The following is a 24,638-nucleotide window of genomic DNA, read 5'->3' as shown; positions in this document are numbered from 1 at the left end:
GTGGACCGCAACCTCCGCATCCGCATGCTGCTCGAGGCAGGCGATAAGGCGACCCGACCGCTGCGCGACATCGCCGGCGCGTCGGGCAAGGCCGCGCAGGGATTGAAGGCGACGCGTGACCGGCTGAAGGAGATCGAGCGCGCGCAGGCCGACGTTGCCGGCTTTCGCCAGCTCAAGACCGGGCTGCGCTCCACCGAGCAGGATCTGACCCGCGCGCAGTCGAAGGTGGCGACCCTCGCCCGCGCGATGAGCGAGACGAGCGCACCGACAAAGGCGATGGCGCGCGATTTCGCTCGGGCCCGCACCGAGGCGCAGAAGCTCGAGCAACAGCACACCCGCGAGACGCAGGAGCTGCAGCAGCTCCGCGACCGGCTGCGTGCGGCCGGGATCGCCACCACCGATTTGGCTCGGCACGAGCGCGAGCTGCGCCGTGATGTAGACGCCACCAACCGCGAGATCGCCGAGCAGGAACGTCGGCTGCACCAGGCAACCGAACGTGCACGTCGTTTCGGCGCCGCGCGCGAGGGGTTCACGCGAACGCAGGGTATTGCGACCGGCATGGCGGCGAGCGGCGCTGCAGCGATTGGCACCGGAGCTGCAATGGGGGCGCCGATCGTCGCGGCCGTTTCCGCTGCCGAGCAGTTCGAATCGACCATGACCGAAATCGGGCAGAAGGCCGACCTGTCGAGGCAGGCTAGCGCCGCGCTGGGCGTTAATCTGCTGAAAGCCGCACAGGCTGCCAACCAGATGCCGGCCGACCTGCAGGCGGGCGTCGACACGCTGGCGGGGCTCGGTGCGAAGGTGCCCGACGCGGTCGCCATGATGACGCCGATCGGCCGCGCCGCCACCGCCTACAAGGCCGAGATTGCCGACCTCTCGGCGGCGTCGTTCGCCGCCACCGACAACCTCAAGGTGCCGGTGAAGGAAACCGGCCGTATCATCGACATCATGGCGACTGCCGGCAAAGCCGGCGCGTTCGAGATCAAGGACATGGCGCAGTATTTTCCGGCGCTGACTGCCGCCTATCAGGGTCTCGGTCAGACCGGCGCCGCATCGGTTGCCGACCTCGCCGCGGGATTGCAGATCGTTCGGAAGGGCGCGGGCGATTCCGCGACCGCAGGAACCAACCTGTCCAACATCCTGCAGAAGATCGCATCGCCGGCGACGAACAAGGCGTTCGAGAAGATGGGCGTGGATCTGCCCGCCGCGCTGAAGAAGGCCTACGCCGAGGGCAAGACCCCGCTCGAGGCGATTGCCGAGCTGACCAACAAGACGCTGAAGGGCGATCTTTCGAAGCTGGGTTACCTGTTCGAGGACGCACAGGTGCAGCAGGGATTGCGCCCGATGATCCAGAACATGCAGGAGTTCCGCCGGATCCGCGCCGAGGCGATGGGCGGCGCTGGCGCGACGGATCGCGACTTTGCCGAGCGCATGCGCGATTCCGCCGAGCGGACCAAAGCGCTCCAGATCCGCGCTATGGCGTTGAAAGTGTCGCTGGGCAGCCAGCTCATGCCGACAATCGACGCTGGCAAGGCAAAGGTGATGGCGTTCGCCGAGTGGATCAGCGGCGCGGCGCAGCGTCACCCGTTGTTGACGAAGGCGGTGATGGTCGGTGCCGCGACGCTCGCCGCACTGTTCGTGGTACTCGGTGGCGGCGCGATCGTGATCGCCGGCCTGGTCGCGCCGTTTGCTGCACTATCCTTCGCGGCCGGCGCTCTCGGCATCGCGGTTCTGCCCCTCGTCGGCATCACCGCCGGTGTGATCCTAGGGCTGATCGCGCTCACCGCCGCCAGCTACGCGCTGTATGCCAATTGGGGCACGATCTGGCCCGCGATGAAGGCGGCGTGGTTCAGTTTCTGGGGCGGGCTCCAGCAGGGCTTCGCCGCGGCCGGCAGCTTCATCACGCGCTGGGCGCCGTGGGTGGGCAGCCAGCTCATGAACGGTCTCTTATCCATGCTCAATCCGATGACGCTCGTGCGCCGGGTCAAGTCGCTGGCGTTCAGCGCGATCGGCGCGTTCAAGAGCGCGCTGGGCATTCATTCCCCGTCCCGCGTCTTCGCGGGTCTGGGCGGCTTCATGATGACTGGTCTCGCCAACGGCATACAGGTCGGTGCGGCCGAACCGATGCGGCACCTCGACACCCTGACCCGCGACATGGAACAGCAGATGGTGGTCGGCAGCGCTTTGCCCGGCTTCACAGAAACCGGACCTCGCGCAGCCGGCGCAGGCTCGCGTGGACGCGCCACGGCGCCCGCGCCGCCAGGTATGACGATCGGCACCGTCACCATCACCGTCGTGCAGCAACCGGGCGAGAGCGGCACCGATCTCGCGGACCGCGTCCACGATCGGCTTGTCAATGCCGGTCGATCGAACGGCTACGGCGACCGCGCCGATTACGGAGATACCTGATGCTGATGGCGCTCGGACTCTTCGTATTCTCCATCCCGACGCTCGCGTTCGATGACCTGTCGCGCAAGGCGTCCTATCGCCACGCATCGAGCCAGCGCGTCGGCGCGCGCGACGCGACGCAGTTCGCCGGCATCGGTGATGAGACGGTGTCGATCGGCGGCAGCGCCTTTACCGAGCTGGGCGAAGGCGAGGCGTCGATCGCGCAGCTTCGCGCGATGGGCGAAACCGGCGCGGCCTGGTCGCTGGTCGACGGCACCGGCGCGGTCTGGGGCTCCTATGTCATCCAGACGGTTGACGAGAAACGGCGCGCGTTCTGGCCAGATGGCACGCCGCGCCAAATCGACTTCGCGCTCGAGCTGCTCCGCGTCGATGACGGCACCGGCATCGGTCGCGCGGCATGATCGCCAACATCCCCGACTTCTCGGTCACGCTCGACGGCGTCGACCTCACGCCCAAGCTGAAGGGCATGACCGAGCAGGCCGACCCGGCGAAGCGCCGCCCGCGCCTGAGCTCGCTCGCGATCACGCAGCGCCGCGGCGAGGAACCCGACAAGCTCACCATCGTGATCGATGACAGCGACGGGCGCATGGACATTCCCGCGGCCGGCAAGCTGCTCGCCGTGCGCATCGGCTGGCGGCAGGGCAGCGAGGTCACGCCCGGCCTGGTCGACAAGGGCACGTTCAAGGTCGACAGCGTGACGCACGAAGGTCCGCCCGACGTGATCTCGATCGAGGCGAGCTCGGCCGACATGACCGGCGCCATGCGCATCCGGCGCGAGGAAGGGCACCACGACACCACGCTTGGCGCGATCGTGCAGCGGATCGCCGCGCGGCACGGCCTTAAGGCGGTGTGCGCGCCCACCCTGGCATCGATCGCGGTCACCGCGCAGGCGCAGAGCCGCGAGAGCGACACCGCTTTCCTGCGCCGCCTCGGGCGCGAGCACGATGCGGTCGCCACCTTCAAGAAGGACCGGCTGATCTTCTCACCAATCGGCGCGGGCGTGACGCCGGCGGGCAAGCCCCTCCCCAGCATAACCGTGCGTCGGCGCGACGGTGATCGGCACAGCTACCGCATCGACAAGCAGGAAGAGACCACCGGCGTCACCGCCACCTGGCACGATCGGGCGAGCGCAACGCGCAGAGAAGTAACCAGCGGCAAGCACGAGGGCGCGCGCAAGCTGCGCCGTGTCCACGCCAGCGAGGCCGAGGCAACCGCCGCGGCGAAGGCCGAACACACCCGCACCGCGCGCGCGCCTGTGTCGCTCGACATGACGCTATCGCTGGGCCGCGCCGACCTTTACCCCGAGCAGCGCCTCACCGCGGTCGGCTTCAAGCCGCAGATCGACGCGACCACATGGCTGATCAGCGAGGTCACGGACGCGATCAGTGAGCGGGGGTATGTGACGCAGCTGAAGTTGGAGAGCGTCACCTGAACCAAACCACTTAAGACAATCCAGTGGCTTTGCCGGCCGTACTCAATGTTCGTCGTTCGATCCTCATCGCTAGACGATCCATTTTCCTTGCAAGACGCACAAACGCTAGGACAATCGCCGATCTATCGATGTTGGGGTATCTAAACATCAACGTGGACGCAGATTGCACGAGGCTATGAGCACAGAGCCTGAGAGGTGTCACCATACCAGAGTTGCTAGGTCCAACAAGTAAGCCCTCCGCAACCGCCTCTGACATACCCAACAGCTCATCTGGCATACGGTGATTGCTATGAATGTGTTGTGAGGCTGCTTTGTAGAGCGGACGCCCGTGCTCATGCTCTACTAACGCTTCGATGGAGGCGAAATTCGGTCTTTTGCTTTGTGTGATCTCGCGAGCCCACCCGTAAAAATGGGTCATATCTTCGCCAAAAACGGCGAGTGCCGCTTCAGCGTCATTCTTGATTTTCAGATCTCGAAGGTTGAGGTCATTAGTGTCACCGGCAAGCTTCATCCTTTCCCAGGCCTGAACTCGTGAGTGCGCGAGATACCGTCTTGCAAGCATCTCACCTTCTTGAGCTAAGAGCGCCGCGATCACGTTTAACTCGTAGATCGTCCGCCAGCGCGCTAGCGCACCGTCAGCGAAGCCACCTTTCATCAGGCAAATCATCTCAGCAGAAACGAGAAGAACTTTAGAATTTAGATACGTCAATGCTTCAAATACATGATCGCGATCATCGACGGCCTGCGGACGCATGTACTCATTGAATTTCCGACCGGTTTCCTCGCAAGCGACCCATAGGGTATCGATCAGTTCGAATGCTTTGCGCCAGCGCTGAAAATTTCGTTGTTTATATTCTATATCTTGCTTCTGCCGCAGCTTAAGCATGTCAGGGGCGGTTTTAAGAAGTGAAGAAGCAGTCGACCTTCCAAGCTTTCGAGCAACCCTTTGTGCATGCCTAGCTACGGAGCGTGGTCTTACTTCTCTGCCCGAGGAGTTCAGATCGACTATACGCCGATCAAATTCTTCTTGCGCTTCACTAAGCCGCCAAATGTCGCTGACAGGCTGTGTCATCGTGCTCCCCCGGAATCACTCCTGTACCAGATCAATGACTCTTAGTCCCTTAGTCTTCGATCATCGGCGCGTCAGGTGCGTCGCCGAGATCAGGATAGCGAAACGGCGGCGGTGGCGGCGCGTCCGTCAGGATCTCGTAGTGCCGTACCGCCTCAACCATCATGTCGCCAATCCGCAGCCGCGCACGCAGCCTCCGCGCCGGTTCGTGATGCTGTAGATCCTTGTACTGAGTGGCGCTGATCTTCCGCAGCGCCGACGCCAATCGATCACGCAGCTCATCTCGATTTACCTGCCGCATATTACCTCCCGATTCTCATCGGGATCATAGCTTTGTTCTTTATTCGTTCTCAACCCGGCTTCGTGCCCGGCACACCTGCGCACCACCGTACCGCGCCCATCGCGACGCGACTCCGGCTCGCACCTGCGCGCAGCTGAGATCAACGCCCGCCGGCGTGCGACACCACGCGACCGTACGGCGGTAATTGTCTGCCCCCTCCGATCGGCATCGCAGTGCTGGTCCCGCGACCAGCACGTGCCCGTCGCGTGTTCGCCCGCGCGCGCCGCCCAGCACACGCACCAGGTGATCTCGCGCCGCTACACCGCTCGCCCGCGGGCACGGCTGCCCGCGCCGACACGTCCCGTTGATCTCCCGCGCAGCAATGGCGGCGAGTCTGATCCTCGGCCCCTCGGCGCACCAAATCGGACCGTCGCCATCCCACACTCGCGTCGGCGTGCAGGCGAAGATCGCAGACGCAAGGATTGCGAACAGCACGGCTTACGGAAGGCGTCGCGGATCAAGCGGTGATCCTGGTGGCGGGCGATAACCTCTCAACTGACGGTAGCTGAGATCGTTGAACCGTTCGATGCGATCTAGGCGATAAGTCATGCGTCGTCCAAGCTGGATATTTTCGCCGTGGACATAAACGCCATCTTCGACCCAACTCAGCAGACGAACACTGCTTTTCTCGCCGTTTGCATCTCGGTAGCTGAAAGAGAGCGGTTTGCTTTCCTTCGTTTCCACCGTAGACTTTGAGCTACCCGAAGAGAAACGCCTCAACCATTTGAGCATCAGAAACCCAGCGCCTCATCCCACGGCATCACGCGGTGCACGGCCGACACCTGGGCGTTCGGCACCGCGAAGATCGTATCAGGATTATACTGGCGCAGCAGCCACCCGCCCGGCCGGCGCCGCACCAGCTGCTTGATAAGCACGTGCGTCACTTCCTCGCCGTCGAACGTCGGCCCGCGTAGCTGGACCACCACGTCGTCGCCCACGCCCGGGGATCGGCGCGGATCTACCAGCAGCCGTCGCCCAGAGTCGTGCCGCGGCTCCATCGAGTGACCCGCCACCTCGATGACGTACAGATCCGGGCGCCCGGTCACCCCAATCGGCCGCGCCATGCGATCAATTGGCTCCACCATGTGGACCTCGGTCTGCTCCACCCGGACGATCACCCCCGTTTCGTCGCCGAACTCGAGATCGGCAGCAAGCGCGCTACCGTAGATCGGTAAATCTTTCGGCAGACGACGGAAGGTTTCCGGCTTCACCGCTTCCTCGGCTTCCGGCTTGATCGTACGTTCGATCGCATTCTCTCGGCCGAGCAGCCAGTCGGCGGTGGTGCCTAGCTCGGTCGCGATAGCGTCTAGGCGCAGCGCGCCAGGCATCACACCACGCTTGATGATGTGCCTTACCGCGTCGGGCTGCCCGGCAGCCGCCATCGAGATTTCGCGAGCCGTGACGTTCAGCTCAAGGAGCTTGGCTGCCAACCGCTCTTTCAGGATCTCGGGAGCACCAGTCATTGTGCGGCACATATGCAGCACGGCAGAACGGCAAGCGAGCGTAATAAAAGCCGTTGACAGGTGCGTAATATATGCCGCACTAACGCGGCATGGACGCAGCATTCGAGAACGCATTGCGAACGATCGCAGCCTCGTACGAGGTAGAAGTGTCTCGCCACGGCGGGAAGTCGCTGGCCCGAGTCGCGACGATCGTTGTCAACAATGGTGCGTTTTTCACCAGGTTGCGAGAGGGCAAGACCTTCACGGTAGCAAACCTCGAACGCTTCGCGGCTTGGTTCCGCCAGTCGGCAAATTGGCCGCTCGAGACGATTCCTCATGATGCGGCGTACGCGCTTGCGAGCATGGGGCGTGCTCCCGACAACCAATCCATACCGCATACGTGCGGCACAGCGCGGCACGCCGTCGCGTCCAATCGGCAGCTTGATTCATACTCGAGTGACGCATGACCATCGAGCGTGAACCCGACACCTTCGGCAAAGCGATCCTGCGCGTCATTGAGCAGGTCGGCGGAAAGGCCGCGCTCGCCGGCAAGCTGGGCGTGTCGGAAAGCTACGTCACCCGCTGGTCGAACCCCACTGACCCTCGCCTTCCAAACGTCGAGCAGTCAGTACAGATCGACGCCTTTTACCGCGAGCGCGGTGGTGTTGGCGCGCCGATGCACGAGATGCACGAGCTATTGCTCGATGACATGGCGAGCGAGGCCGCGGGCTGCCGTCGGCTGCTGTTCGCGCTGCTCGGCGAGTTGGTGACCGAGCATGCCGATGCGGTCGCCGCGATCCTGCCGCTCACCCAGCCGGGCGCCACACTTCAACAGATTCGACGTGCATATCGTGAGATCGGACAGGCGCGGGGCGTCATCGGTCAGGTCATGCGCGTCGTGGACCAACTCCTGCCCACCGGGGGGCAGGTGCCGGGGGGAGCCCAATGACGACGCCGAAGCGGCCTTACAGCCGCGCCTTCACGATTACCTGCCCTGATTGCCGGGGCAAGCTACTGATCCGCTCAAGCGAGCTGGTGACCGACACCGTTCGCGAGCTGCTGCTGTGGTGCGACAACAACGACTGCGGTGCGCGCTTCAAGGGGCAGGTCGCCCTCTTGAGCCGCATCGAGTTCACCGCACCCGCCGCGACCGCCGCGATCATGCCGGTCGGCACCTGGGCACCGAAGCGGTCCGACAACGACAATCGCACGCCGGCCAACGACGGCCCGGCGACTGACCTGCCACCCGCCGCGGTCGCCGCGGCCGAACCGCCCATGACCGGCTGACCTCGCCGCGGCCTCGGCCGCGCGCTTCCACACTGCCCTCCCCGCCCGAAAGCACCCGCTTTCGGGAACGCCACCCGCTTGCCTGATAGGACCACCCGATGATGCATGCTTTTCCACGCACGTTCTCGCTTCCGCAGAGCAGACAGGATTGCATCCTTTCCGCCGCCCACGTGCCTCTGACCGCCGCTGCCTACCTCCGCCTCCGACGCGAGGCCGCGGGTCTCACAATCGCTGGCGTCGCCTGCGCCCTCGCGCGCAAGCCTGAGGATCTCGCGACTGCTACTGAACTCGTTCAGCTGCTCGAACAGCCGGGCAACAGTGCCCGCAAGTCTGAGACGCTCTACGCGCTCCAAGCTGTCTTCCCGTTCGATCAAGAAGTGTACGGGCAGCTCGCGAACGAACCAGCCGAACGCCATCCGCAGGTGTGTCGTGGGTGCGGTTGCAGCGAGTGGGATACAGACGACACGCACGCCGTCAGGTTCGCCTGGGCCAGCGTTGCCGCATGTGTGCGGTGCGTTGGCGCTGAGCAGGAGCAGAACCAGTGAGCGCGCTTAATGAAAGGGCGCAAATGCGTGGCAATCGTCGGCTGCGACTGCTGCTCATCGTCGTCGCTGCCATCGTTTTCGCGCCACTGGTGGCCGCCTACATCTTGGCGAACGGTTTGGCGGGTGAACGCTGATGCCGGCTCGGCTCACCTTCACTCAGGTCGTCACGCGCTGCGCAGCCGGTCTTCTGATCGGCCAAGCGATCGTTGTCATTCTCGATCGCGCGATCGGCGGTCCCGGACCTTTCGTGATGTTCGGCCTGTGATGCCCCCTTCCACAAGGCAGCCAGCTCCCGCCGTGTCGAAATGCCATTTGACAGGCACCGTTGCTGGCGCGGCCGAACTCTCCCGCTCCAGCAACGAGGCTTCCATGACCCGCTCGCTCGCCCCGCCTGTTCGTCCCCGCACAGGCCAAGCCGACGCGGTCGTGTGCACCGGTAAACCGGCTCACTCGCGCGGCGTGATCAAGATCGGGCGCATGCAAGGGCTCGACACCGCTGCCAAGCTGCTTGGCGGTCAACAAGCGCTCGGCAACGCGATCGGCATCGAAACGCGCAGCCTGCGTGCGAAGCTGAACGCCGAACGCGGCATCACCGACGGCGACGTGCGCCTCACAATCACTGCGCTCGAATGCAAGGCCAAACGGATGCTCGCCCACGTCGAAAAGCTCCGCCGCGAGATCATACCCGAAAGCACGAACTTGCACACGTTTACGCCCGAGCAACTCGACATCGAGAACGCGATCGAGGCCAAACAATGAAGACCGCCGCACAAGCGAAGGAAGCCGGCTACCCCGCGAGCGTCGGTCGTTTCATGAGCGTCAACGACGTGATCGCCAGCATCGGCGTTAGTCGCGCAACGATCTATCGCATGATCGCGCAACGGCAGTTTCCGCCACAGCACCGCCTGACCGCCGGCCGCGTCGGCTGGTGGGAGAATGACGTCGAGACCTGGCTCAAAAGCCGCCCGGTTGGAGGCATAAACAGCAGCTAAAGCACCCCAAAACGGGGGTATTCTAGGGGGTACTGCCGAAACCAGAACGAGAAACTTCAAACCGAAAGCAGTACCTTATGTACGTTCATCCCGTAGCAGTCCCTTCCACCACCTTTTCCTTCAAGGCTGTTGAGCCGGCGAACGGCTGCAGGACAGCGATCACACTTACCGACGCGCGCTCTTGCCGCAGCACCGGGACGCGCCTAGCGCCCGGGTAACGGACGAGAGGAAGATATCAGTGCGCAAGAGGATGATGCTGTCGGCGGCGGCAATGCTGCTTTCCAGCGCGGCGTTCGGGCAAGGGCCGGCACCCGCGTTCACGCCCGACGCGGCGGCGCCGAAGGGTCGGCTGCCCGATGCGGCGACGCCCAAGGCATATCGGCTCGACTTCACCATCCTGCCCGAGAAGGACGTCTTTTCGGGTCACGACGAGATCGATGTTGTCCTGAAACAACCGACGCAGCACCTGTACCTGCACGGACGCGACCTGAACGTGTCGAAGGTGGTGGCGCGCGTCGGCAAGACGATCGTGCCCGCGACCTTCACGCAGGTCGACGCGACCGGCACCGCGCGGCTCGACTTCAAGCAACCCGTGCCCGCGGGTGCGGCGACATTGGTGTTCGATTACACCGGCAAGTTCGGCAACGACGCGTCCGGGCTCTACCACGTCAAGGTCGCCGACCGTTGGTACAGCTGGACCCAGTTCGAGAGCATTGACGCGCGCGCCGCTTTCCCCTCGTTCGACGAACCCGGCTACAAGCAGCCGTTCACGGTCAGCGTGACCACTGCGCCCGGCATGACCGTGGTCAGCAACAGCCCGGCTACCGGCATGGATAAGGCCGCGGGCGGGATGGAAATCCACCGCTTCGCGCCGACCAAGCCGCTGCCGACCTACCTCGTCGCGATCGATACCGGGCCGTTCGTGCGTCAGCCCGGCACGATCGCGCCGACACCCGAGCGCGCGCAGGGCATGCCGTACGGCATCGTCGCGACGCAGGCGCAGAAGGACAAGATGGCCTATGCGTTCGCGGAAACGCCGCCGATCGTCGCGCTCCTGGAGCGTTATTTCGGCGAGGCCTTCCCCTTCCCCAAGCTCGATCAGATCGGATCGCCGATCATGCCGGGCGCGATGGAGAATGCGGGCGCCGACACCTACGGCGACGGCATCCTGTTCCTCGATCCGGGTGCGACCACGAGCGACAAGAAGGAGTTCGGCATGGTCGTCAGCCACGAGCTGGCGCACCAATGGTTCGGTGACCTCGTCTCGCCCGAATGGTGGAGCGACATCTGGCTGAACGAGAGTTTCGCCAACTGGATGGGCTACCGGATCGCCAACGAGTGGAAGCCCGAGCTCGGCATCGGCGTCGGCGCGCTGGCAGAAGGCTTCGCGGCGATGAACACCGACGCGCTCGAGGTCGGTCGCCCGATCCACCAGCCGATCACCGACAACAGCCAGATTGACAGCGCGTTCGACAGCATCACCTATGGCAAGGGCGGGCAGGTCGTCGCGATGATCGCGGCCTATCTGGGCGATGACAAGTTCAAGGAGGGCGTGCGCCTCCACCTCAAGCGCCACGCCTACGGCAACGCCTCGTCCGAGCAGTTCTTCCAGTCGATTGCGGATGCCGCGCACGATCCCAAGGTGCTCGCTGCGCTGACCAGCTTCGTCGATCAGCAGGGCGTGCCAGTTGTCGACATCCGGCGTCAGGGAACCAAGCTGACTGCCACGCAGGCGCGCTATGCGTTCATCGGCTCGACGCCCAAGCCGCTCAGCTGGACGATCCCGCTGTGCCTGCGCGTCGATGCGGCCAAGCAGTGCAGCCTGCTCGACGCGAAAACGACGACGATGACCGTCCCCGCCGGGCGTGTGGTGATGCCCAATGTCGGCGGCACGGGTTACTACCGCTTCGATCTCGCCCCCGGCGATTGGCAGGCGCTGATCGCGTCGTCGCCGACGCTCGGCGGCGGAGAGGCGGTCGCCACCACCGATAGTCTGTGGGCGTCGTTCCGCGCCGGCAAGGCACCCGCCGCATGGCTGATCGCGGAAGCGCGGGCGATGGCGGCGAACCCCGATCCGGCGGCGAGCGTCGACCCGGGTGCACGCATCGCCGGGCTGCGTTCGCGCGGGCTGATCGGCACCAGCGCGCTGCCGGCGTACAAGTCGCTGATGAACGCGGTCTACACGCCGCGATTGAAGCAGCTCGGCTTCAATCCGGCGGCGGGCGCGTACAAGGCCGAGGACCCGCGCCAGCAGGAGCTGCGTCATCGCCTGGTCAGCCTGGTCGCCGACGAGGCGCAGGATGCGGGCACGCGTGCGACGTTGAAGGCGGCGGCGACGCGCTATCTGGCGGGTGACACCGCCGCGCTTGACCCCGGCTTCCTGTCGGACGGCCTAAGCGTGCTGGCGCAGGACGGTGGCATGCCGGTCGCGCGAAACCTGGTCGAGCGTGCGTTGTCGAGCGAGGATGCGACGCTCAGGTCGAGTGCGCTCGGTGCGGCGGCGTCGAGCGGGCGGACCGATGTCGCGAACTATCTGCTGGCGCTCAACGACCCGCGGCTGCGCAGCTTCGACCGGTTGCGCGTGATCTTCGGCGTGGTCGGCACGCTCGAGACGCGCGAACTCGGCACCGACTGGGTGCTCGCCAATTACGAGCGGCTGGTCGCCGATGCGAACGGCGTGTTCATCTCGACCCGCCTGCCGTCCGCGTTCGCGGCGCAGTGCGGCACAGACCGTGCTGCGGCGATCGATGCCAAGGTCGGGCCGGCGGTCCGCCGCGCGAACGTGGGCGTGCTCGCTTATGAGCGGACGCTGGAGTCGATCCGGCTGTGCGGGGCGCTGCGCGATGCAAAGGCGGCGGAGATCACCGCAGCGGTGACGGCCGCGGGCAAGGCCGCGAACTGACGAGATACGGAGTGCGGCACAATATGTCGCACTCCACCGCGCCGTGGCGGATTGATCGTGGGCGGGCACAAACGCGTCTCTTCGGATCAGGGGATCGACACAGGGCCTGTGGTGCGCGCAGGAAATTGCGTCATCACGGCGGTCGCGAGCGTTCGTGCGACGAGTGGAACATTGCCGGATGGCGTGTTCGACACGCGTGCGGTAACGGCGCTGCCCGACCAGATGACCCGCGCCTCACCCCGCGGCCTGATCGCGATCGTCAAGCGGGTCACGACCAGATCGTCCAACCGTTCACCGCCCGCGCCCAGACTGACACTGACGCCGCCGTTCAGGCTCATCTGCGGCGCGCCGCCGCCTTTGCGCCCGCCGCTTACCACGCCGCGCGCTGCCCGGTCGATCGTGACATCCGCGACGTAGCGGCCGTGCCCGGCGTCGGGCAGCAGGGTGAATCCTCTGCCCGCGAGTGCCTGCTCCACGGCATCGACGTAGATCGCGCGTGCCGGCTTGGTCAGCTGCTCCCCGCCGACCGTCCCGATCACGATCGTGCCGACGACGGACACGTCGGACGATCGCGCTGGCGCGGGTGCCTGCCTCGCGGCCACGGGCTCAGGCGGCGACTGCGTGAGTGCAACGAGTGCGGCCGCGGTAAACAATAAGGTCATGCACCTGATCCTGGCTCGCACACGGACAAAGCGCCGGCGGGTGGATGAAGAACCGTCAATCCTGCGAGGCGATCCCGGCAGCGAGCAGGAACGTGGGCGCGCATGCCCACTTAGCAACGAACGGAAACATTATTTTCACCGCATGGGAGCGCTGCCGGCTTGATCTCCGTTAGCACGGTAGCGTCGGCATCCGGCCGCTCGTTGATGCAACAGAGGTTGTTTATGGACGGTACGGTTTTCCTGATCGGTTTCACCATCATGTCGCTGGGATCGCTCGCGATCTACGCGACGGGAAGCAAGGAGCCGCCCACCAGGCATCATACGCTGCTACACGCGAGCGTGCCGTTCATTGCCGCAACCGCCTATCTGGCGATGGCGTTCGGCATCGGCACGCTCGTCAAGCTCGACGGCAGCGCCACCTATCTGGCGCGTTACCTCGACTGGTCGGTGACGACGCCGATCCTGCTGGCCGGGCTGGTGCTGGTCGCATTCCACGAGCGCGGTTCGACCGGCGAGGTCGGTGGCTATCTGACCGCAATCATTGTGCTAGACGTGATGATGATTGTGACCGGGCTGATCTCCTCGCTCGCGATCGTGCCGATCGGCAAGTGGGTCTGGTATCTGTGGTCGTGCGTGGCCTTCGCGGGCGTGCTGTACCTGTTGTGGGTGCCGCTGCGCGCACGTGCGTTCGAGCGCGGACAGGCGCTGGGCAGCGCCTACGTGAAGAACGTCGGCTTCCTGACCGTGATCTGGTTCCTGTATCCGATCGTGTTCCTCGTCGGGCCCGAGGGTCTGAAGATCATAAACGATCCAACCTCGGTCTGGGCGATCCTGATCATGGATGTGGTCGCCAAGGTCGTTTACGCCTTCTTTGCCGCGAACAACGTCGACAAGGCGCTGCGTGAGCGTGGGTCGGACCACGGTTACGAGCATGGGCACGAGCACGGCCGCGTTCACGCGTGAACGGGCGCGCGCCAGTGGCGGATCGGCCAGTGTCGAGGCAGACCGGGCATGGCTGGACGATCATCGGCTGGTGGGTACTCGGGGCGGCGGCGATCGCCGCCTCGTTCGCGCCGCTGCTGGTGCAACTCGGCTACGCGGTAGTCGCAGTCGGCGTGATCGGCATGGCGCATGGCGCGAGCGACCTCGCCATCGTCGAGCGGGCGCGCCGCCCCGCCTTCCTGGCGCTCTACGGCGCGGTGTCGCTCGCGTGCCTGTGGTGGTGGACCACTGAGTCCGCGGTCGCGCTGCCACTTTTCCTGCTCGCCTCCGCGATCCACTTTGCGCTGGAGGACGCGCCGTCGGGATCGCTGATCGAGCGTGGTGCCCGCGGTGTCAGCCTGATTGCGACGCCCGCCGTACTTCACGTTGCGACGCTTCGCGAGCTGCTGGTGATCGCGGGCGGGCCGGACGCGCTGGTGCCGGGGTTGGTGACCGCGATGACGTTGGTCGGCGGCGTCACAGCCGGCGGCCTGATGGTACTTGCGTGGCAGCGGCGCGACGTGCGGCTGGCGCTGGGCACCTTGTCGCTGCTGATCTTTCCGCCGCTGGTCGGCTTCTCGCTCGGCTTCCTGATACTCCACGCGCTGCCGCAGACCGCGATCCGGCAGGAGCGGATCGGGTGCCGCACCACCGCCGGCTACGTTCGGGCGGTCGCACCGATCCTGCTGCTCGCCTTCGTGCTGGCCGGCGTGGTCGGCGCGCTCCTGCTGCGGGTTGATGCCAGCGGTGTGCGCGCGCTGTTCGCCGCGATCGCGGCGCTGGCGGTACCGCACCTGCTCGTCACGCCGTGGTTTTCCGGCGAGGCAACGCCGGCGCGCCTTCGCGCGGCGTGAGCATCGCGCCTCAGCCGCGCGACGCCTTCTTCCCCGCCAGCGCCGACAGCACACCGCGCAGTGTGCGAACCTCCTGACTGGTCCAGCCGGGCTTGGTCAGCAGCGTGCGCAGCGTCCGCTTGGTCGCGGGCACCCGCGCGGGCGGGAAGAAAAAGTTCGCCGCCTCTAGCATGTCGTCGAGTTGCGCGATCATGCCGTCGAGTTCGCCCTGAGGCGCGGGCGGGTCGAGCTCGACCTCGGTCGGGCTCGCCAGCGTGACGTGCTTCGACCATTCGTAGGCAATCAGGATCACTGCCTGCGCGAGGTTGAGGCTGCCGAACTCGGCATTGATCGGGACGGTCACGATCGTGCGCGCGACCGCGACATCGTCGGTTTCCAGCCCTGAGCGCTCTGGTCCGAACAGGATCGCCGAGCCGCCCGGCTCGGCGTGGATTTGGCGTGCGGCGACCTCGGGCGTGACGACCGGCTTGGTCACGCCGCGCTTGCGCACCGTAGTTGCGTAGACGTGCGCGCAGTCGGCGACTGCCTCCGCAACTGTCTCGAACACGCGCGCGCGCTCTAGCACCACGTCGGCACCCGAGGCGGCAGGTCCGGCGGCAGGGTTGGGCCAACCATCGCGGGGCGCGACGAGGCGCAGGTCGGTCAGCCCAAAATTGAGCATCGCGCGTGCGGCCTTGCCAATGTTCTCACCCAGTTGCGGGCGCACGAGAACGATCGCGGGCGGCGGAATCGTCGCAGCGGTCTCGGTCATCCCCGCGCGGCCTCCTCGACACTACCGGCGAATTCCTCGAAATCGCGGGCTTCGCTGAAATCGCGGTAGACGCTGGCGAAGCGGATGTAGGCAACCGAGTCGAGCCCCTTAAGCCCTTCCATCACCATCTCGCCGATCTGCTTGGAGGTTACCTCGGTATCGCCGGTAGTTTCCAGCTGGCGCTGGATGCCGCTGACCAGCTTTTCGATCGCGAGCGCGTCGATCGGGCGTTTGCGCGCCGCGATCGAGACCGAGCGGAGCAGCTTCTCGCGGTCGAATGGTTCTCGCCGATGCTCGCTCTTAACGACGACGAGATCGCGCAGCTGGATGCGCTCGAAGGTGGTGAAGCGCGCGGCACATCCCTCGCACTGACGACGGCGCCGGATCGCGGCGCCGTCGTCGGTCGGGCGACTGTCCTTTACCTGGCTGGCCTCATGGCCGCAGAACGGACAGCGCATTCAGTCCTTGCGCTTCGCGTAAGCGACCGCGGCACCCGCTAGCGCACCGAAGATCGGTCCGACGAAGGGAATCGGGATGGCGACGATCGCGCCCACTGCGCCATACTTCGCCATCTTCTTGCCCAGCCCCGGGGTCGTCTTCACTTCGGTCTGGATTTCATCGAGCTTCGACACGTCGCTTATCCTTCGTAGATCGGGAAGCGTGCGCACAGGTTGCGCACCCGACCACGAACGTCTGCCTCGACTTGCGGGTCCCCATGCTCGCCCTTCTTCGCCAGCCCATCGAGCACGTCGGCGACCATGTTGCCGATCTCGCGGAACTCGGCCGGACCGAAGCCGCGGGTGGTGCCGGCGGGCGAGCCGACGCGGATGCCGCTGGTCTTGACGGGGGGCAGCGGATCGTTGGGGATGCCGTTCTTGTTGCAGGTGATGCCCGCACGCTCCAGCGCCTCATCGGCGTCGCGGCCCGTTACGCCGAGCGGGGACAGGTCGACGAGTGCCAGATGCGTGTCGGTTCCGCCCGAGACGAGGTCGGCACCGCGCTCCTTCATCGTCGCGGCGAGCACCTTGGCATTCTCGACCACCGCGGCGGCGTAAGCCTTGAAGTCGGGGCGCAGCGCCTCGCCGAAGGCGACCGCCTTTGCGGCGACGACGTGCATCAGCGGCCCGCCCTGAAGACCCGGGAACACCGCCGAGTTGATCTTCTTCGCCAGCGCCTCGTCATCGGTCATCACCATGCCGCCGCGGGGCCCGCGCAGCGTCTTGTGCGTGGTGGTGGTGACGACGTGCGCGTGGCCGAACGGCGTCGGGTGAACACCGCCAGCAACCAGGCCGGCGAAATGCGCCATGTCGACCATGAAGAACGCGCCGACCTTGTCCGCAATGGCGCGGAAGCGCGCGAAGTCGATGTGACGCGGATAGGCCGAACCCCCGGTGATGAGGATGCGGGGCTTGTGCTCCATCGCCAGCGCCTCGACCTGGTCATAGTCGATCAGGTGCGTGTCGGGAGTGACGCCGTACTGCACCGCGTTGAACCACTTGCCGCTCATCGCCGCACGCGCGCCGTGCGTCAGGTGCCCGCCCGCATCGAGACTGAGCCCCATGATCGTGTCGCCGGGCTTGGCGAGCGCCAGCATCACCGCGCCGTTCGCCTGCGCGCCCGAGTGCGGCTGGACGTTGGCGTAGCCGCAGCCGAACAGCTGTTTGGCGCGCTCGATCGCGAGCACCTCGACCTCGTCCGAGGGCGCGCAGCCCTGGTAATAGCGCTTGCCCGGATAACCTTCGGCATATTTGTTGGTGAAGACCGAGCCCTGCGCCTCAAGCACCGCGCGCGACACGATGTTTTCGCTCGCGATCAGCTCGATCTGCGTCTGCTCACGCGTCAGCTCGTGCTCGATGCCCGCAAACACCGCGGCGTCGGCGTCGGCGAGGCTGCGGGTGAAGAAGCCGTCTGGCTGCACGTCGTTGGCGATCTGCGGATTGCTGCTCATGCGGGGTCCTTCAGCTTGTCGACGCGCGCGCAGTGGCGGCCGCCGAGGAAATCGGTGGACAGGAACGCGGACACGCAGGCGCGCGCCATCTCGGGGCCGATCAGCCGCGCGCCCATCGCGATCGCGTTGGCGTCATTGTGACTGCGCGCGAGGCTGGCCGACAGCGGTTCGGCGACGAGCGCGCAGCGGATCGCGGGGTTGCGGTTGGCCGCGATCATGATGCCGATGCCTGATCCGCACAGCGCGATGCCGCGCTCGGCGCGTCCGTCCGCCAGCGCTTCGGCCAGTGCATAGCCATAATCGGGATAGTCGACGCTGGCATCGCCGTTGGTGCCGAGGTCGAGCACGTGGTGGCCCTGTTCCCCGAGCCATTGGACGAGATCGGCCTTCATCGCGACGGCCGCGTGATCGGATGCGATGACGATGCGCAAGGTGGTTCGAACGCCTTCGTGGTCGATGATCGGGATGCGACGCCCCTTAGCGAGGTCGGTGCGCGCGCGCTACCCGGAACACTACGGCCGGAAGTTAAGCACGGGAACACTCCGCCGCCCGCGCGTGTTTGGAACGGTTATGAAACAACTTATCCCCCTGGCCGCCACTGTTCTGTCGCTCGCCGCATGCAACGGCGCGCCGCCGGCGACGACGACCAACAGCATGACGAGTGCTGGCGCGACCGAACCGGGCGCCGACAACATCGCCGCCCCTGAAACCGACGCGTCTACCGGCATGGTGAATGCAACCCCGACTGTGGCCCCTGCCGCCAGCCCGACGACTGCCGCCGCAAGCGTGGATGCGAAGAAATGGGCGGGACGCTGGATCGGCGTCGAGGGCACCTACCTGAACGTGACGCCGACGGGCGCGAATACCGCGTCGCTGGAGATGCAGTACGACCTCGACAACAAGGGCACCTATCCGGCAACCGTCACGGCCGAGGGGCTGCGCTTCACGCGCGGCGGCGAGGAGATGCTGCTGCGTCCGAGCGACGGCGACGCCACCGGATTGAAGTGGCTCGCCGGCAAGAAGGACTGCCTGACCGTCAAATCGGGCGAGGGTTACTGCCGCGCCTGAAGCGCTTCGTGAAGCGCGAGCGTCCGCCGCGCTTCATCGAGGTGCAGCCGTTCGACCATCTTGCCGTCGACGCGGATTGCGCCGCGGCTGGTGTGCTCCGGCTGTTCGAAGGCGTGGACGATCTTGTCCGCCCAGACGATCTCGTCCGGCGCAGGGCTGAACACGCGGTTGGCGGGCGCGATCTGCGCGGGGTGGATCAGCGTCTTGCCGTCGAAGCCCCACTCGAGCCCCTGCGCGCACTCGGCCGCGATCCGCTCCTCGTCGTCGAGCACGTTGATGACGCCGTCGAGCACGATCAGCCCCGCCATTCGCGCGGCGAGCACGATCTGGGTCAGGATCGGCAGCAAGGGCGCGCGGTCGCCCCCAGGGCGGCAGCGCAGTTCCTTCGCTAGATCGTTGCTGCCGACGACCAGCGCCGCCAGGCCGACCTCGCGTGCCGCATCGACGATGTCCGGCAGGTTCACGACCCCGCGCGCGGTTTCGATCATCGCCCATAAAGCGGGAGTGTCGCCGAGCGCCTCGCGTGCCGCTTGTAGTGTGTCGACCGCCGACACCTTTGGCAGCAGCACCGCGTCGGCGCCGCCATTACGCAACGCGGCGAGATCGCCCGCGCCCCATTCGGTGTCGAGCGCGTTGGCGCGTATCACCAGTTCGCGATGCGCGAAGCCGCCGGCGCGCACCGCCTCGACTGCCGCCATGCGCGCGCCGACCTTCTGCTCGGGCGCGACCGCATCCTCCAGGTCGAGGATGACGACGTCGCACGGCAGTTCGCGCGCCTTCTGAATCGCGCGCGGGTTCGAGGCGGGCATGTAGAGCGCGCTGCGGCGCGGGCGGATTTGGCTGACGTGGTCGGGCATGGTCCGCCCTTACCCCAGCCGAAACACGAACACGACCATGCCGGCGACGTGATGCTCAGCCACGCGCCAGCTTGACCAGCAACGCGTCGAGCCCGTTCAGGAAGCGCGAGCGGTCGGCGGGCGAGAACGGCGCGGGTCCGCCGATCTGATCGCCGCCCGCGCGCAGGTCCGCCATGATCGCGCGCGTCGCGATCGCGCCGCCGATCGAGGCGGCGGTGAAGGGCTTGCCGGTTGGCGCCAGCACGCTCGCGCCTTTCTTGATGCAACGGTCGGCGAGCAGGATGTCGCTCGTCACGACAACGCTGCGCGCGTCGGCGGCCTCGGCGATCCAGTCGTCAGCGGCATCGAACGTATCTCCTACCACGACGCGGCGTAGCTGTGGATGCTGCGGCACGCGCAGCCACTGGTTGCTGACGACCACTACCTGCGCGCCGGTGCGATAGGCGACGCGGTAGATTTCCTCCTTCACCGGGCAGGCGTCGGCGTCGACCAGGATCGTGAGCGGACCTGCTTTCACCGGAAGTCCGCCCGCGTTGCTTTCACTGTTATGTGCACGACGCTATTACGTCCTTCTCGGCCGCGGGTTGCGACCACTGTCATATCGTTGTAAGTCACCGGACAAGACATGGACCCATACGACTCAGGCCGCGTCCGGTACAATCACGCGCCGGCCGATGCGCCACGCGATCCCTTGCGCCCCGCCCCGCCCCCCGCCCAACCGCTGCCGTCGTTCGACGCGTGGCAGAGCGAACCTGCGCAAGGTTCCGGCTTTGGCGGTGACGACGAGCCGCCGCGCCGCCGCCGCATCTGTTGGGGCAAGTGGCTGGTCCGCGGTACTGCGGCGGGGATCGTGCTGTTCATTCTGGCGGTGATCTGGCTCGCGGTGACCGCGCCCTTGTCGCAATCATTGAAGCCGCCGACGCCACCGTCGATCACGCTGACCGACGCCAGCGGCGTGCCGATCGCGCGCCGCGGTGCGATCATCGGCGCGCCGGTCGACGCCGCCACGCTGCCGCCGCATGTGCGCGAGGCGTTCGTCGCGATCGAGGACCGGCGCTTCTACTCGCACTGGGGGATCGATCCGCGCGGCATCGCGCGCGCGGCGTGGCACAACATGCGCGGCGGCGGGGTGCGCGAGGGCGGATCGACGATCACGCAGCAGCTGGCGAAGAACGCCTTTCTCGATTCGGACCGCACCGCTGCACGCAAGATCCGCGAGGTCGCGATCGCCTTCTGGCTCGAGGCGTGGCTGTCGAAGAACGAGATTTTGTCGCGCTACCTGTCGAACGTCTATTTCGGCGACAACGTCTACGGCCTGACCGCAGCGTCGCAGCATTATTTCGGTCGCAAGCCGCAGAATCTGAACGTCGGGCAGGCCGCGATGCTGGCGGGGCTGGTCAAGGCGCCGTCGCGGCTCGCGCCCACCGGCAACCTCGCGGGCGCGCGCAAGCGACAGGCGGTGGTGATCGGCGCGATGGAGGATGCGGGCTTCCTGACGCACCGCGAGGCGCAAGCCGTGCAGCCGCAGCGCGTGCTCGCCGCCGCACCGCAGGCGGTGCCGACCGGCACCTACTTCGCCGACTGGGTGTTGCCGAGCGCGCGTGACCAGGCCGGCGAGATCCGCGACGAGACGAAGGTCAAGACCACGCTCGACCGCAAGCTGCAGGCGACCGCCGAGCGCGTGATCCGCCAAGCGGGGTTGAAGAAGGCGCAGGCCGCGCTCGTCGCGATGCGCCCGAACGGCGAGGTCGTCGCGATGGTCGGGGGCAAGAGCTACGCCGACTCGCCGTTCAATCGCGCGACGCAGGCGAAGCGGCAGCCGGGTTCGACCTTCAAGCTGTTCGTCTATCTCGCCGCGATCCGCGCGGGCATGACGCCGGCCTCCACCGTGCTCGACGAGCCGGTCGAGATTGCCGGGTGGAAGCCCAAGAACGACGATAATCGCTATTTGGGCGAGATCACGCTCGCGCGCGCGTTTGCACGCTCATCAAACGTCGCGGCGGCGCGGCTGACGCAGCAGGTCGGCGTGCGCAACGTTATCAAGGCGGCGCGCGACCTGGGCATCTCGACCCCGATCGCGAACGAGGCGACGATCGGGCTCGGCACCTCGGAGGTGTCGCTGCTCGAACTCACCGCCGCTTACGCCGCTATCGCCGACGGGCGCTATCCGGTCGAGGCGCATGGGTTGCGTGAAACCGCGGGCAACAAGGGCTGGTTCGAGTCACTGACCGGTGGGCAAAAGACGATCCCTGACCAACAGCGCACGGCGATGCTGTCGCTCTTGTCCTCCTCGATCCGTGGCACTGGGCGGCAAGCGGCGCTGTCGGTGCCGGGTTATGGCAAGACGGGCACGTCGCAATCAGGGCGCGACGCGTGGTTCATCGGTTTCGCGGGCGATCTGGTCGTCGGCGTGTGGGTCGGTAACGACGACAATTCACCCAATCCCGGCCTGCACGGCGGCGGCATTCCGGCGCAGATCTGGCGCAACTTCATGCAGTCGGCGCTCAACATCCAGCCGGTCGTGAAACCCGTCGTGGTCGAGGAGAATGCGATCGATCCCGAGGCCGCGATCGGCAACGGCGATCCCGTCGGCGATCTGATCGGCGGCGCGGTCGACCAGACCGCCGACCGGCTGCGCGATCTCGGCGTCGACATCCGTCAGTCGGACGACGGCTCGCTGATCGTCGGCCCGCGCGACCGCGGCCCGCCTCCGCCGCCGCGCGAAAAGCGCCGCGCGCCCGATGACGAGGATGGCGGCGAGGAATAGCACGGTGACTGAGCGCATCGCGGCTTTTCGCGACGCTCTTTCCTATGACTTCGCTTCCCTCCGGGCCGCTTCAACGCTGATCCGGCTGTCAGCCGGTTATCTGATCCTTCCCGGCCAACGACGTGCACGAACCCTGACGCACAACTGCTCGTTGTCTGTTCGTCGCGACTGTAGCGGCGTTTGAAGGAACACCGATGTTCGCGCAGCTCTCGCTTCCCATTCTGCTGCTGATCTTCGCCGCAAGCGCGGGCGTGATCTGGATCGCGGGGGTCAAGCTCGCCGACACGACCGACGTACTGTCCGCGCGGCTGCACCTCGGCAAGGCGCTGGGCGGGATCGTCGTGCTCGCCATCGCGACCAACCTGCCCGAGCTCGCGATCACCGTCAGCGCGGCGGCGAGCGGCAATATCGGCGTCGCCGTCGGCAACATTCTGGGCGGGATCGCGATCCAGACGGTGGTGCTCGTCTTTATGGACATGGCGATGAAGGAGCGTAAGCCGCTCACCTATCGTGCCGCGAGCCTCAGTCTAGTGATCGAGGCAGTGCTGGTGGTCGCGGTCCTGATCGTCGCGATCATGGCAACGCAATTGCCGGGCGACCTGATCGCCTTCCGCGTGACGCCGGGCGCGCTCGCGATCGCCGCGCTGTGGCTGGTCGGCATCTGGCTGTCGAGCCGCGCCAGTCGCAGCCTGCCGTGGCACGACAGCGCCGGAGACGCCCCCGACACGCAGGAAGAGCCGAAAGGTCATTCGCAGGGGAAGAAGGACAAGGCAGCGGGGCACAGCGCGCGCGTGTTCTGGATGTTCGGCGCCGCCGCGCTCGCCACGCTCATCGCGGGCGTGCTGCTGGAACGCAGCGGCGATGCGATCGCCGACCATATCGGACTGTCAGGCGTACTGTTCGGCGCGACGGTGCTCGCCGCCGCCACCTCGCTGCCCGAACTGTCCACGGGGATCACCTCGGTCCGCATGAAGGATTACCAGCTCGCGATCAGCGACATCTTCGGTGGCAACGCGTTCCTGCCCGTCCTCTTCCTCGTCGCGGTGGTGGTATCAGGCGAGGCGGTGCTGCCGTCGGCGCAGGCGAGCGACATCTATCTCGCCGGGCTCGGCGTGCTGCTGACCTGCGTCTACGCCGCCGGGCTGATCTTCCGACCAAAGCGGCTGTTCTGGCGCATGGGTGTCGATTCACTCGCGGTGCTCGTCCTCTACGCGGTCGGTGTGGCGGGACTGTTCGCGATCGCGACGCATGGTTGACGCGCACGATTGACGCGGGCGCCCAGCCGACCCAAGGCACTGAACATGCGCTTCTTCTCCGACAATGCCGCCCCCGTCCACCCTGCCGTCATGCGCGCGCTGGCGGAGGTGGACACGCTGGACACCGCGTACGACGGCGACCGTTGGTCGAAGCAGCTCGACGCGCGACTGTCGGAGACGTTCGAGACCGAGGTACGCGTCTTCTGGGTGCCGAGCGGGACGGCGGCGAACTGCCTCGCACTCGCCGCGATCTGCCCACCGCACGGATCGGTCGTGTGTCACCGCGACGCGCACATCCAGAACGACGAGTGCGGCGCGCCCGAATTCTACACCCATGGCGCCAAGCTGCTGCTGGCGGACGGCGACGGCGCAAAGGTGACGCCCGAGACGCTGGAGGCGGTGCTGAACGTCCAGCGCTACGACATCCACCAGCAGGTGCCGAGCGCGATCTCGATCACCAACCAGACCGAATACGGCCTCGCCTATTCGGCGGGCGAGGTCGCTGCGATCGGCGCGGTGGCGCGTGCGCGGGGCTTGCACTTCCACATGGACGGCGCGCGCTTTGCGAATGCAGTGGTCGCAACCGGGGCCAGCCCAGCTGATCTCACGTGGCGCGGTGGGGTCGACGTGCTGTCGTTCGGCTTCGTCAAGAACGGCGGCATGAACGCGGAAGCCTTGGTGTTTTTCCGACCGGAGCTGGCCGACGCGACGGTGTTCCGCCGCAAGCGTGCCGGATTGCTGCTGTCGAAGGGACGCTATCTCGCCGCGCAAATCCTTGCGATGCTCGACAACGACGTCTGGCTCGATTGCGCGCGCGCGAGCAACGCGGGCGCGCAACTGATCGCGGCGGCAGCGGATGATCGGCTGATCCACCCGGCCGATGGCAATGAGGTATTCCTGCGCGTCACCGCCGAGGAAGCGGCGAGCCTACGCGCCAAGGGATTCGACTTCTACGATTGGGGCGCGGGCGAGGCGAGGCTTGTCGTGTCGTGGGACCAGAGCGCCGACGACATTCGCCCGCTTGCCGAGGCGATCGCGGCGCTTTGACACTGTAGGAGGACGATCGCTCGCCCTCC

General features: G+C 66.3%; 29 protein-coding genes. 16 read left to right on the top strand and 13 right to left on the bottom strand.

Annotated features, from left to right (window positions below):
• From QZ847_RS09870 to QZ847_RS09860, 3 genes are read left to right on the top strand one after another with little or no spacing between them, the layout of a single operon-like run.
• Nucleotides 1–2,409, top strand: a complete 2,409-nt coding sequence (locus QZ847_RS09870) for a phage tail tape measure protein (RefSeq protein ID WP_294356076.1) — start codon at nucleotides 1–3, stop codon at nucleotides 2,407–2,409.
• A complete protein-coding gene (locus QZ847_RS09865; protein ID WP_294356074.1) occupies nucleotides 2,409–2,810 on the top strand; it encodes a phage tail protein in 402 nt (133 codons plus the stop codon). The genes QZ847_RS09870 and QZ847_RS09865 overlap by 1 nt, the downstream gene beginning before the upstream one ends.
• A complete protein-coding gene (locus QZ847_RS09860; RefSeq protein ID WP_294356072.1) occupies nucleotides 2,807–3,841 on the top strand; it encodes a contractile injection system protein, VgrG/Pvc8 family in 1,035 nt (344 codons plus the stop codon). Before QZ847_RS09865 ends, QZ847_RS09860 begins: the two co-directional genes overlap by 4 nt.
• Before the next feature lie 10 nt (nucleotides 3,842–3,851).
• Here QZ847_RS09860 and QZ847_RS09855 read toward each other — a convergent pair whose 3' ends face one another.
• The 5 genes from QZ847_RS09855 to QZ847_RS09835 all read right to left on the bottom strand — a co-directional run bounded on the left by QZ847_RS09855 (nucleotide 3,852) and on the right by QZ847_RS09835 (nucleotide 6,815).
• A complete protein-coding gene (locus tag QZ847_RS09855; RefSeq protein ID WP_294356070.1) occupies nucleotides 3,852–4,727 on the bottom strand; it encodes a DUF5677 domain-containing protein in 876 nt (291 codons plus the stop codon).
• A 235-nt stretch (nucleotides 4,728–4,962) separates the two neighbouring features.
• On the bottom strand, nucleotides 4,963–5,211 hold the full coding sequence (locus tag QZ847_RS09850) for a hypothetical protein (protein ID WP_294356068.1): 249 nt from the start codon (nucleotides 5,209–5,211) through the stop codon (nucleotides 4,963–4,965).
• A gap of 39 nt (nucleotides 5,212–5,250) precedes the next feature.
• The gene (locus tag QZ847_RS09845) at nucleotides 5,251–5,682 is read right to left on the bottom strand and encodes a hypothetical protein (RefSeq protein ID WP_294356150.1); all 432 of its coding nucleotides are present in this window, start codon (nucleotides 5,680–5,682) and stop codon (nucleotides 5,251–5,253) included.
• A gap of 6 nt (nucleotides 5,683–5,688) precedes the next feature.
• On the bottom strand, nucleotides 5,689–5,982 hold the full coding sequence (locus QZ847_RS09840) for a hypothetical protein (RefSeq protein WP_294356066.1): 294 nt from the start codon (nucleotides 5,980–5,982) through the stop codon (nucleotides 5,689–5,691).
• Nucleotides 5,982–6,815 carry a S24 family peptidase gene (locus QZ847_RS09835; protein WP_294356065.1) on the bottom strand — a complete coding sequence of 278 codons (834 nt, stop codon included), beginning with the start codon at nucleotides 6,813–6,815 and terminating at the stop codon, nucleotides 5,982–5,984. The genes QZ847_RS09840 and QZ847_RS09835 overlap by 1 nt, the downstream gene beginning before the upstream one ends.
• Between QZ847_RS09835 and QZ847_RS09830 the strand changes: the two genes are divergently transcribed.
• The 7 genes from QZ847_RS09830 (at nucleotide 6,803) to QZ847_RS09800 (ending at nucleotide 12,418) form a co-directional block, all read left to right on the top strand.
• A complete protein-coding gene (locus tag QZ847_RS09830) occupies nucleotides 6,803–7,159 on the top strand; it encodes a hypothetical protein (protein WP_294356063.1) in 357 nt (118 codons plus the stop codon). The two genes, QZ847_RS09835 and QZ847_RS09830, sit on opposite strands and share 13 nt — an antisense overlap.
• On the top strand, nucleotides 7,156–7,641 hold the full coding sequence (locus QZ847_RS09825; protein WP_294356062.1) for a hypothetical protein: 486 nt from the start codon (nucleotides 7,156–7,158) through the stop codon (nucleotides 7,639–7,641). Before QZ847_RS09830 ends, QZ847_RS09825 begins: the two co-directional genes overlap by 4 nt.
• The gene (locus QZ847_RS09820) at nucleotides 7,638–7,979 is read left to right on the top strand and encodes an ogr/Delta-like zinc finger family protein (RefSeq protein WP_294356060.1); all 342 of its coding nucleotides are present in this window, start codon (nucleotides 7,638–7,640) and stop codon (nucleotides 7,977–7,979) included. The genes QZ847_RS09825 and QZ847_RS09820 overlap by 4 nt, the downstream gene beginning before the upstream one ends.
• Nucleotides 7,980–8,520: 541 nt before the next feature.
• The gene (locus tag QZ847_RS09815; protein ID WP_294356058.1) at nucleotides 8,521–8,658 is read left to right on the top strand and encodes a hypothetical protein; all 138 of its coding nucleotides are present in this window, start codon (nucleotides 8,521–8,523) and stop codon (nucleotides 8,656–8,658) included.
• Nucleotides 8,659–8,893: 235 nt separating this feature from the next.
• Nucleotides 8,894–9,283, top strand: a complete 390-nt coding sequence (locus tag QZ847_RS09810) for a hypothetical protein (protein ID WP_294356055.1) — start codon at nucleotides 8,894–8,896, stop codon at nucleotides 9,281–9,283.
• Nucleotides 9,280–9,516, top strand: a complete 237-nt coding sequence (locus QZ847_RS09805; protein ID WP_294356053.1) for an AlpA family transcriptional regulator — start codon at nucleotides 9,280–9,282, stop codon at nucleotides 9,514–9,516. Before QZ847_RS09810 ends, QZ847_RS09805 begins: the two co-directional genes overlap by 4 nt.
• 238 nt (nucleotides 9,517–9,754) lie before the next feature.
• On the top strand, nucleotides 9,755–12,418 hold the full coding sequence (locus QZ847_RS09800) for a M1 family metallopeptidase (protein WP_294356051.1): 2,664 nt from the start codon (nucleotides 9,755–9,757) through the stop codon (nucleotides 12,416–12,418).
• Nucleotides 12,419–12,504: 86 nt separating this feature from the next.
• On the opposite strand, the gene QZ847_RS09795 is transcribed toward QZ847_RS09800, so the two are convergent.
• Nucleotides 12,505–13,080 carry a hypothetical protein gene (locus tag QZ847_RS09795; RefSeq protein WP_294356049.1) on the bottom strand — a complete coding sequence of 192 codons (576 nt, stop codon included), beginning with the start codon at nucleotides 13,078–13,080 and terminating at the stop codon, nucleotides 12,505–12,507.
• A 222-nt stretch (nucleotides 13,081–13,302) separates the two neighbouring features.
• Between QZ847_RS09795 and QZ847_RS09790 the strand changes: the two genes are divergently transcribed.
• Together QZ847_RS09790 and QZ847_RS09785 are read left to right on the top strand one after the other, a co-directional pair.
• Entirely contained in the window at nucleotides 13,303–14,043 is a 741-nt protein-coding gene (locus QZ847_RS09790) for a bacteriorhodopsin (RefSeq protein ID WP_294191065.1), read from the top strand.
• Nucleotides 14,044–14,072: 29 nt separating this feature from the next.
• Nucleotides 14,073–14,915, top strand: coding sequence for a Brp/Blh family beta-carotene 15,15'-dioxygenase (locus QZ847_RS09785; RefSeq protein ID WP_294356047.1), 843 nt, complete (start codon nucleotides 14,073–14,075; stop codon nucleotides 14,913–14,915).
• 10 nt (nucleotides 14,916–14,925) lie between these two features.
• Here QZ847_RS09785 and QZ847_RS09780 read toward each other — a convergent pair whose 3' ends face one another.
• From QZ847_RS09780 to rpiB, 5 genes are read right to left on the bottom strand one after another with little or no spacing between them, the layout of a single operon-like run.
• The gene (locus QZ847_RS09780; RefSeq protein ID WP_294356045.1) at nucleotides 14,926–15,666 is read right to left on the bottom strand and encodes an RNA methyltransferase; all 741 of its coding nucleotides are present in this window, start codon (nucleotides 15,664–15,666) and stop codon (nucleotides 14,926–14,928) included.
• Nucleotides 15,663–16,124, bottom strand: a complete 462-nt coding sequence (gene nrdR, locus QZ847_RS09775) for a transcriptional regulator NrdR (protein WP_093007029.1) — start codon at nucleotides 16,122–16,124, stop codon at nucleotides 15,663–15,665. The genes QZ847_RS09780 and nrdR overlap by 4 nt, the downstream gene beginning before the upstream one ends.
• On the bottom strand, nucleotides 16,125–16,298 hold the full coding sequence (locus tag QZ847_RS09770; protein ID WP_177171667.1) for a hypothetical protein: 174 nt from the start codon (nucleotides 16,296–16,298) through the stop codon (nucleotides 16,125–16,127). It abuts the gene before it with no gap.
• A 5-nt stretch (nucleotides 16,299–16,303) separates the two neighbouring features.
• Nucleotides 16,304–17,614: a serine hydroxymethyltransferase gene (gene glyA, locus QZ847_RS09765; RefSeq protein WP_294356043.1), complete on the bottom strand. Its 1,311-nt coding sequence runs from the start codon at nucleotides 17,612–17,614 to the stop codon at nucleotides 16,304–16,306.
• Complete coding sequence (gene rpiB, locus QZ847_RS09760; RefSeq protein ID WP_294356041.1) at nucleotides 17,611–18,045, bottom strand: ribose 5-phosphate isomerase B; 435 nt, start codon at nucleotides 18,043–18,045, stop codon at nucleotides 17,611–17,613. Before rpiB ends, glyA begins: the two co-directional genes overlap by 4 nt.
• Nucleotides 18,046–18,184: 139 nt before the next feature.
• On the opposite strand from rpiB, the gene QZ847_RS09755 reads away from it, so the two are divergent.
• On the top strand, nucleotides 18,185–18,682 hold the full coding sequence (locus QZ847_RS09755) for a hypothetical protein (RefSeq protein ID WP_294356038.1): 498 nt from the start codon (nucleotides 18,185–18,187) through the stop codon (nucleotides 18,680–18,682).
• Here the strand turns inward: QZ847_RS09755 and QZ847_RS09750 are convergent.
• Together QZ847_RS09750 and QZ847_RS09745 are read right to left on the bottom strand one after the other, a co-directional pair.
• The gene (locus QZ847_RS09750) at nucleotides 18,667–19,539 is read right to left on the bottom strand and encodes a CoA ester lyase (protein ID WP_294356036.1); all 873 of its coding nucleotides are present in this window, start codon (nucleotides 19,537–19,539) and stop codon (nucleotides 18,667–18,669) included. The genes QZ847_RS09755 and QZ847_RS09750 overlap by 16 nt on opposite strands.
• Before the next feature lie 55 nt (nucleotides 19,540–19,594).
• On the bottom strand, nucleotides 19,595–20,056 hold the full coding sequence (locus QZ847_RS09745; RefSeq protein ID WP_294356034.1) for a YaiI/YqxD family protein: 462 nt from the start codon (nucleotides 20,054–20,056) through the stop codon (nucleotides 19,595–19,597).
• A gap of 108 nt (nucleotides 20,057–20,164) precedes the next feature.
• On the opposite strand from QZ847_RS09745, the gene QZ847_RS09740 reads away from it, so the two are divergent.
• The 3 genes from QZ847_RS09740 (at nucleotide 20,165) to QZ847_RS09730 (ending at nucleotide 24,609) form a co-directional block, all read left to right on the top strand.
• Entirely contained in the window at nucleotides 20,165–22,306 is a 2,142-nt protein-coding gene (locus QZ847_RS09740) for a transglycosylase domain-containing protein (RefSeq protein WP_294356032.1), read from the top strand.
• A 194-nt stretch (nucleotides 22,307–22,500) separates the two neighbouring features.
• Nucleotides 22,501–23,562, top strand: coding sequence for a sodium:calcium antiporter (locus tag QZ847_RS09735; protein WP_294356030.1), 1,062 nt, complete (start codon nucleotides 22,501–22,503; stop codon nucleotides 23,560–23,562).
• A 45-nt stretch (nucleotides 23,563–23,607) separates the two neighbouring features.
• Entirely contained in the window at nucleotides 23,608–24,609 is a 1,002-nt protein-coding gene (locus QZ847_RS09730; RefSeq protein ID WP_294356029.1) for a low specificity L-threonine aldolase, read from the top strand.
• Nucleotides 24,610–24,638: the final 29 nt, after the last annotated feature.

This window comes from uncultured Sphingomonas sp., from assembly GCF_913778135.1.
Classification (GTDB): domain Bacteria; phylum Pseudomonadota; class Alphaproteobacteria; order Sphingomonadales; family Sphingomonadaceae; genus Sphingomonas.
Note: the sequence above shows the minus strand (reverse complement) of the source record. Positions and strands in the feature narration are given on the sequence as shown.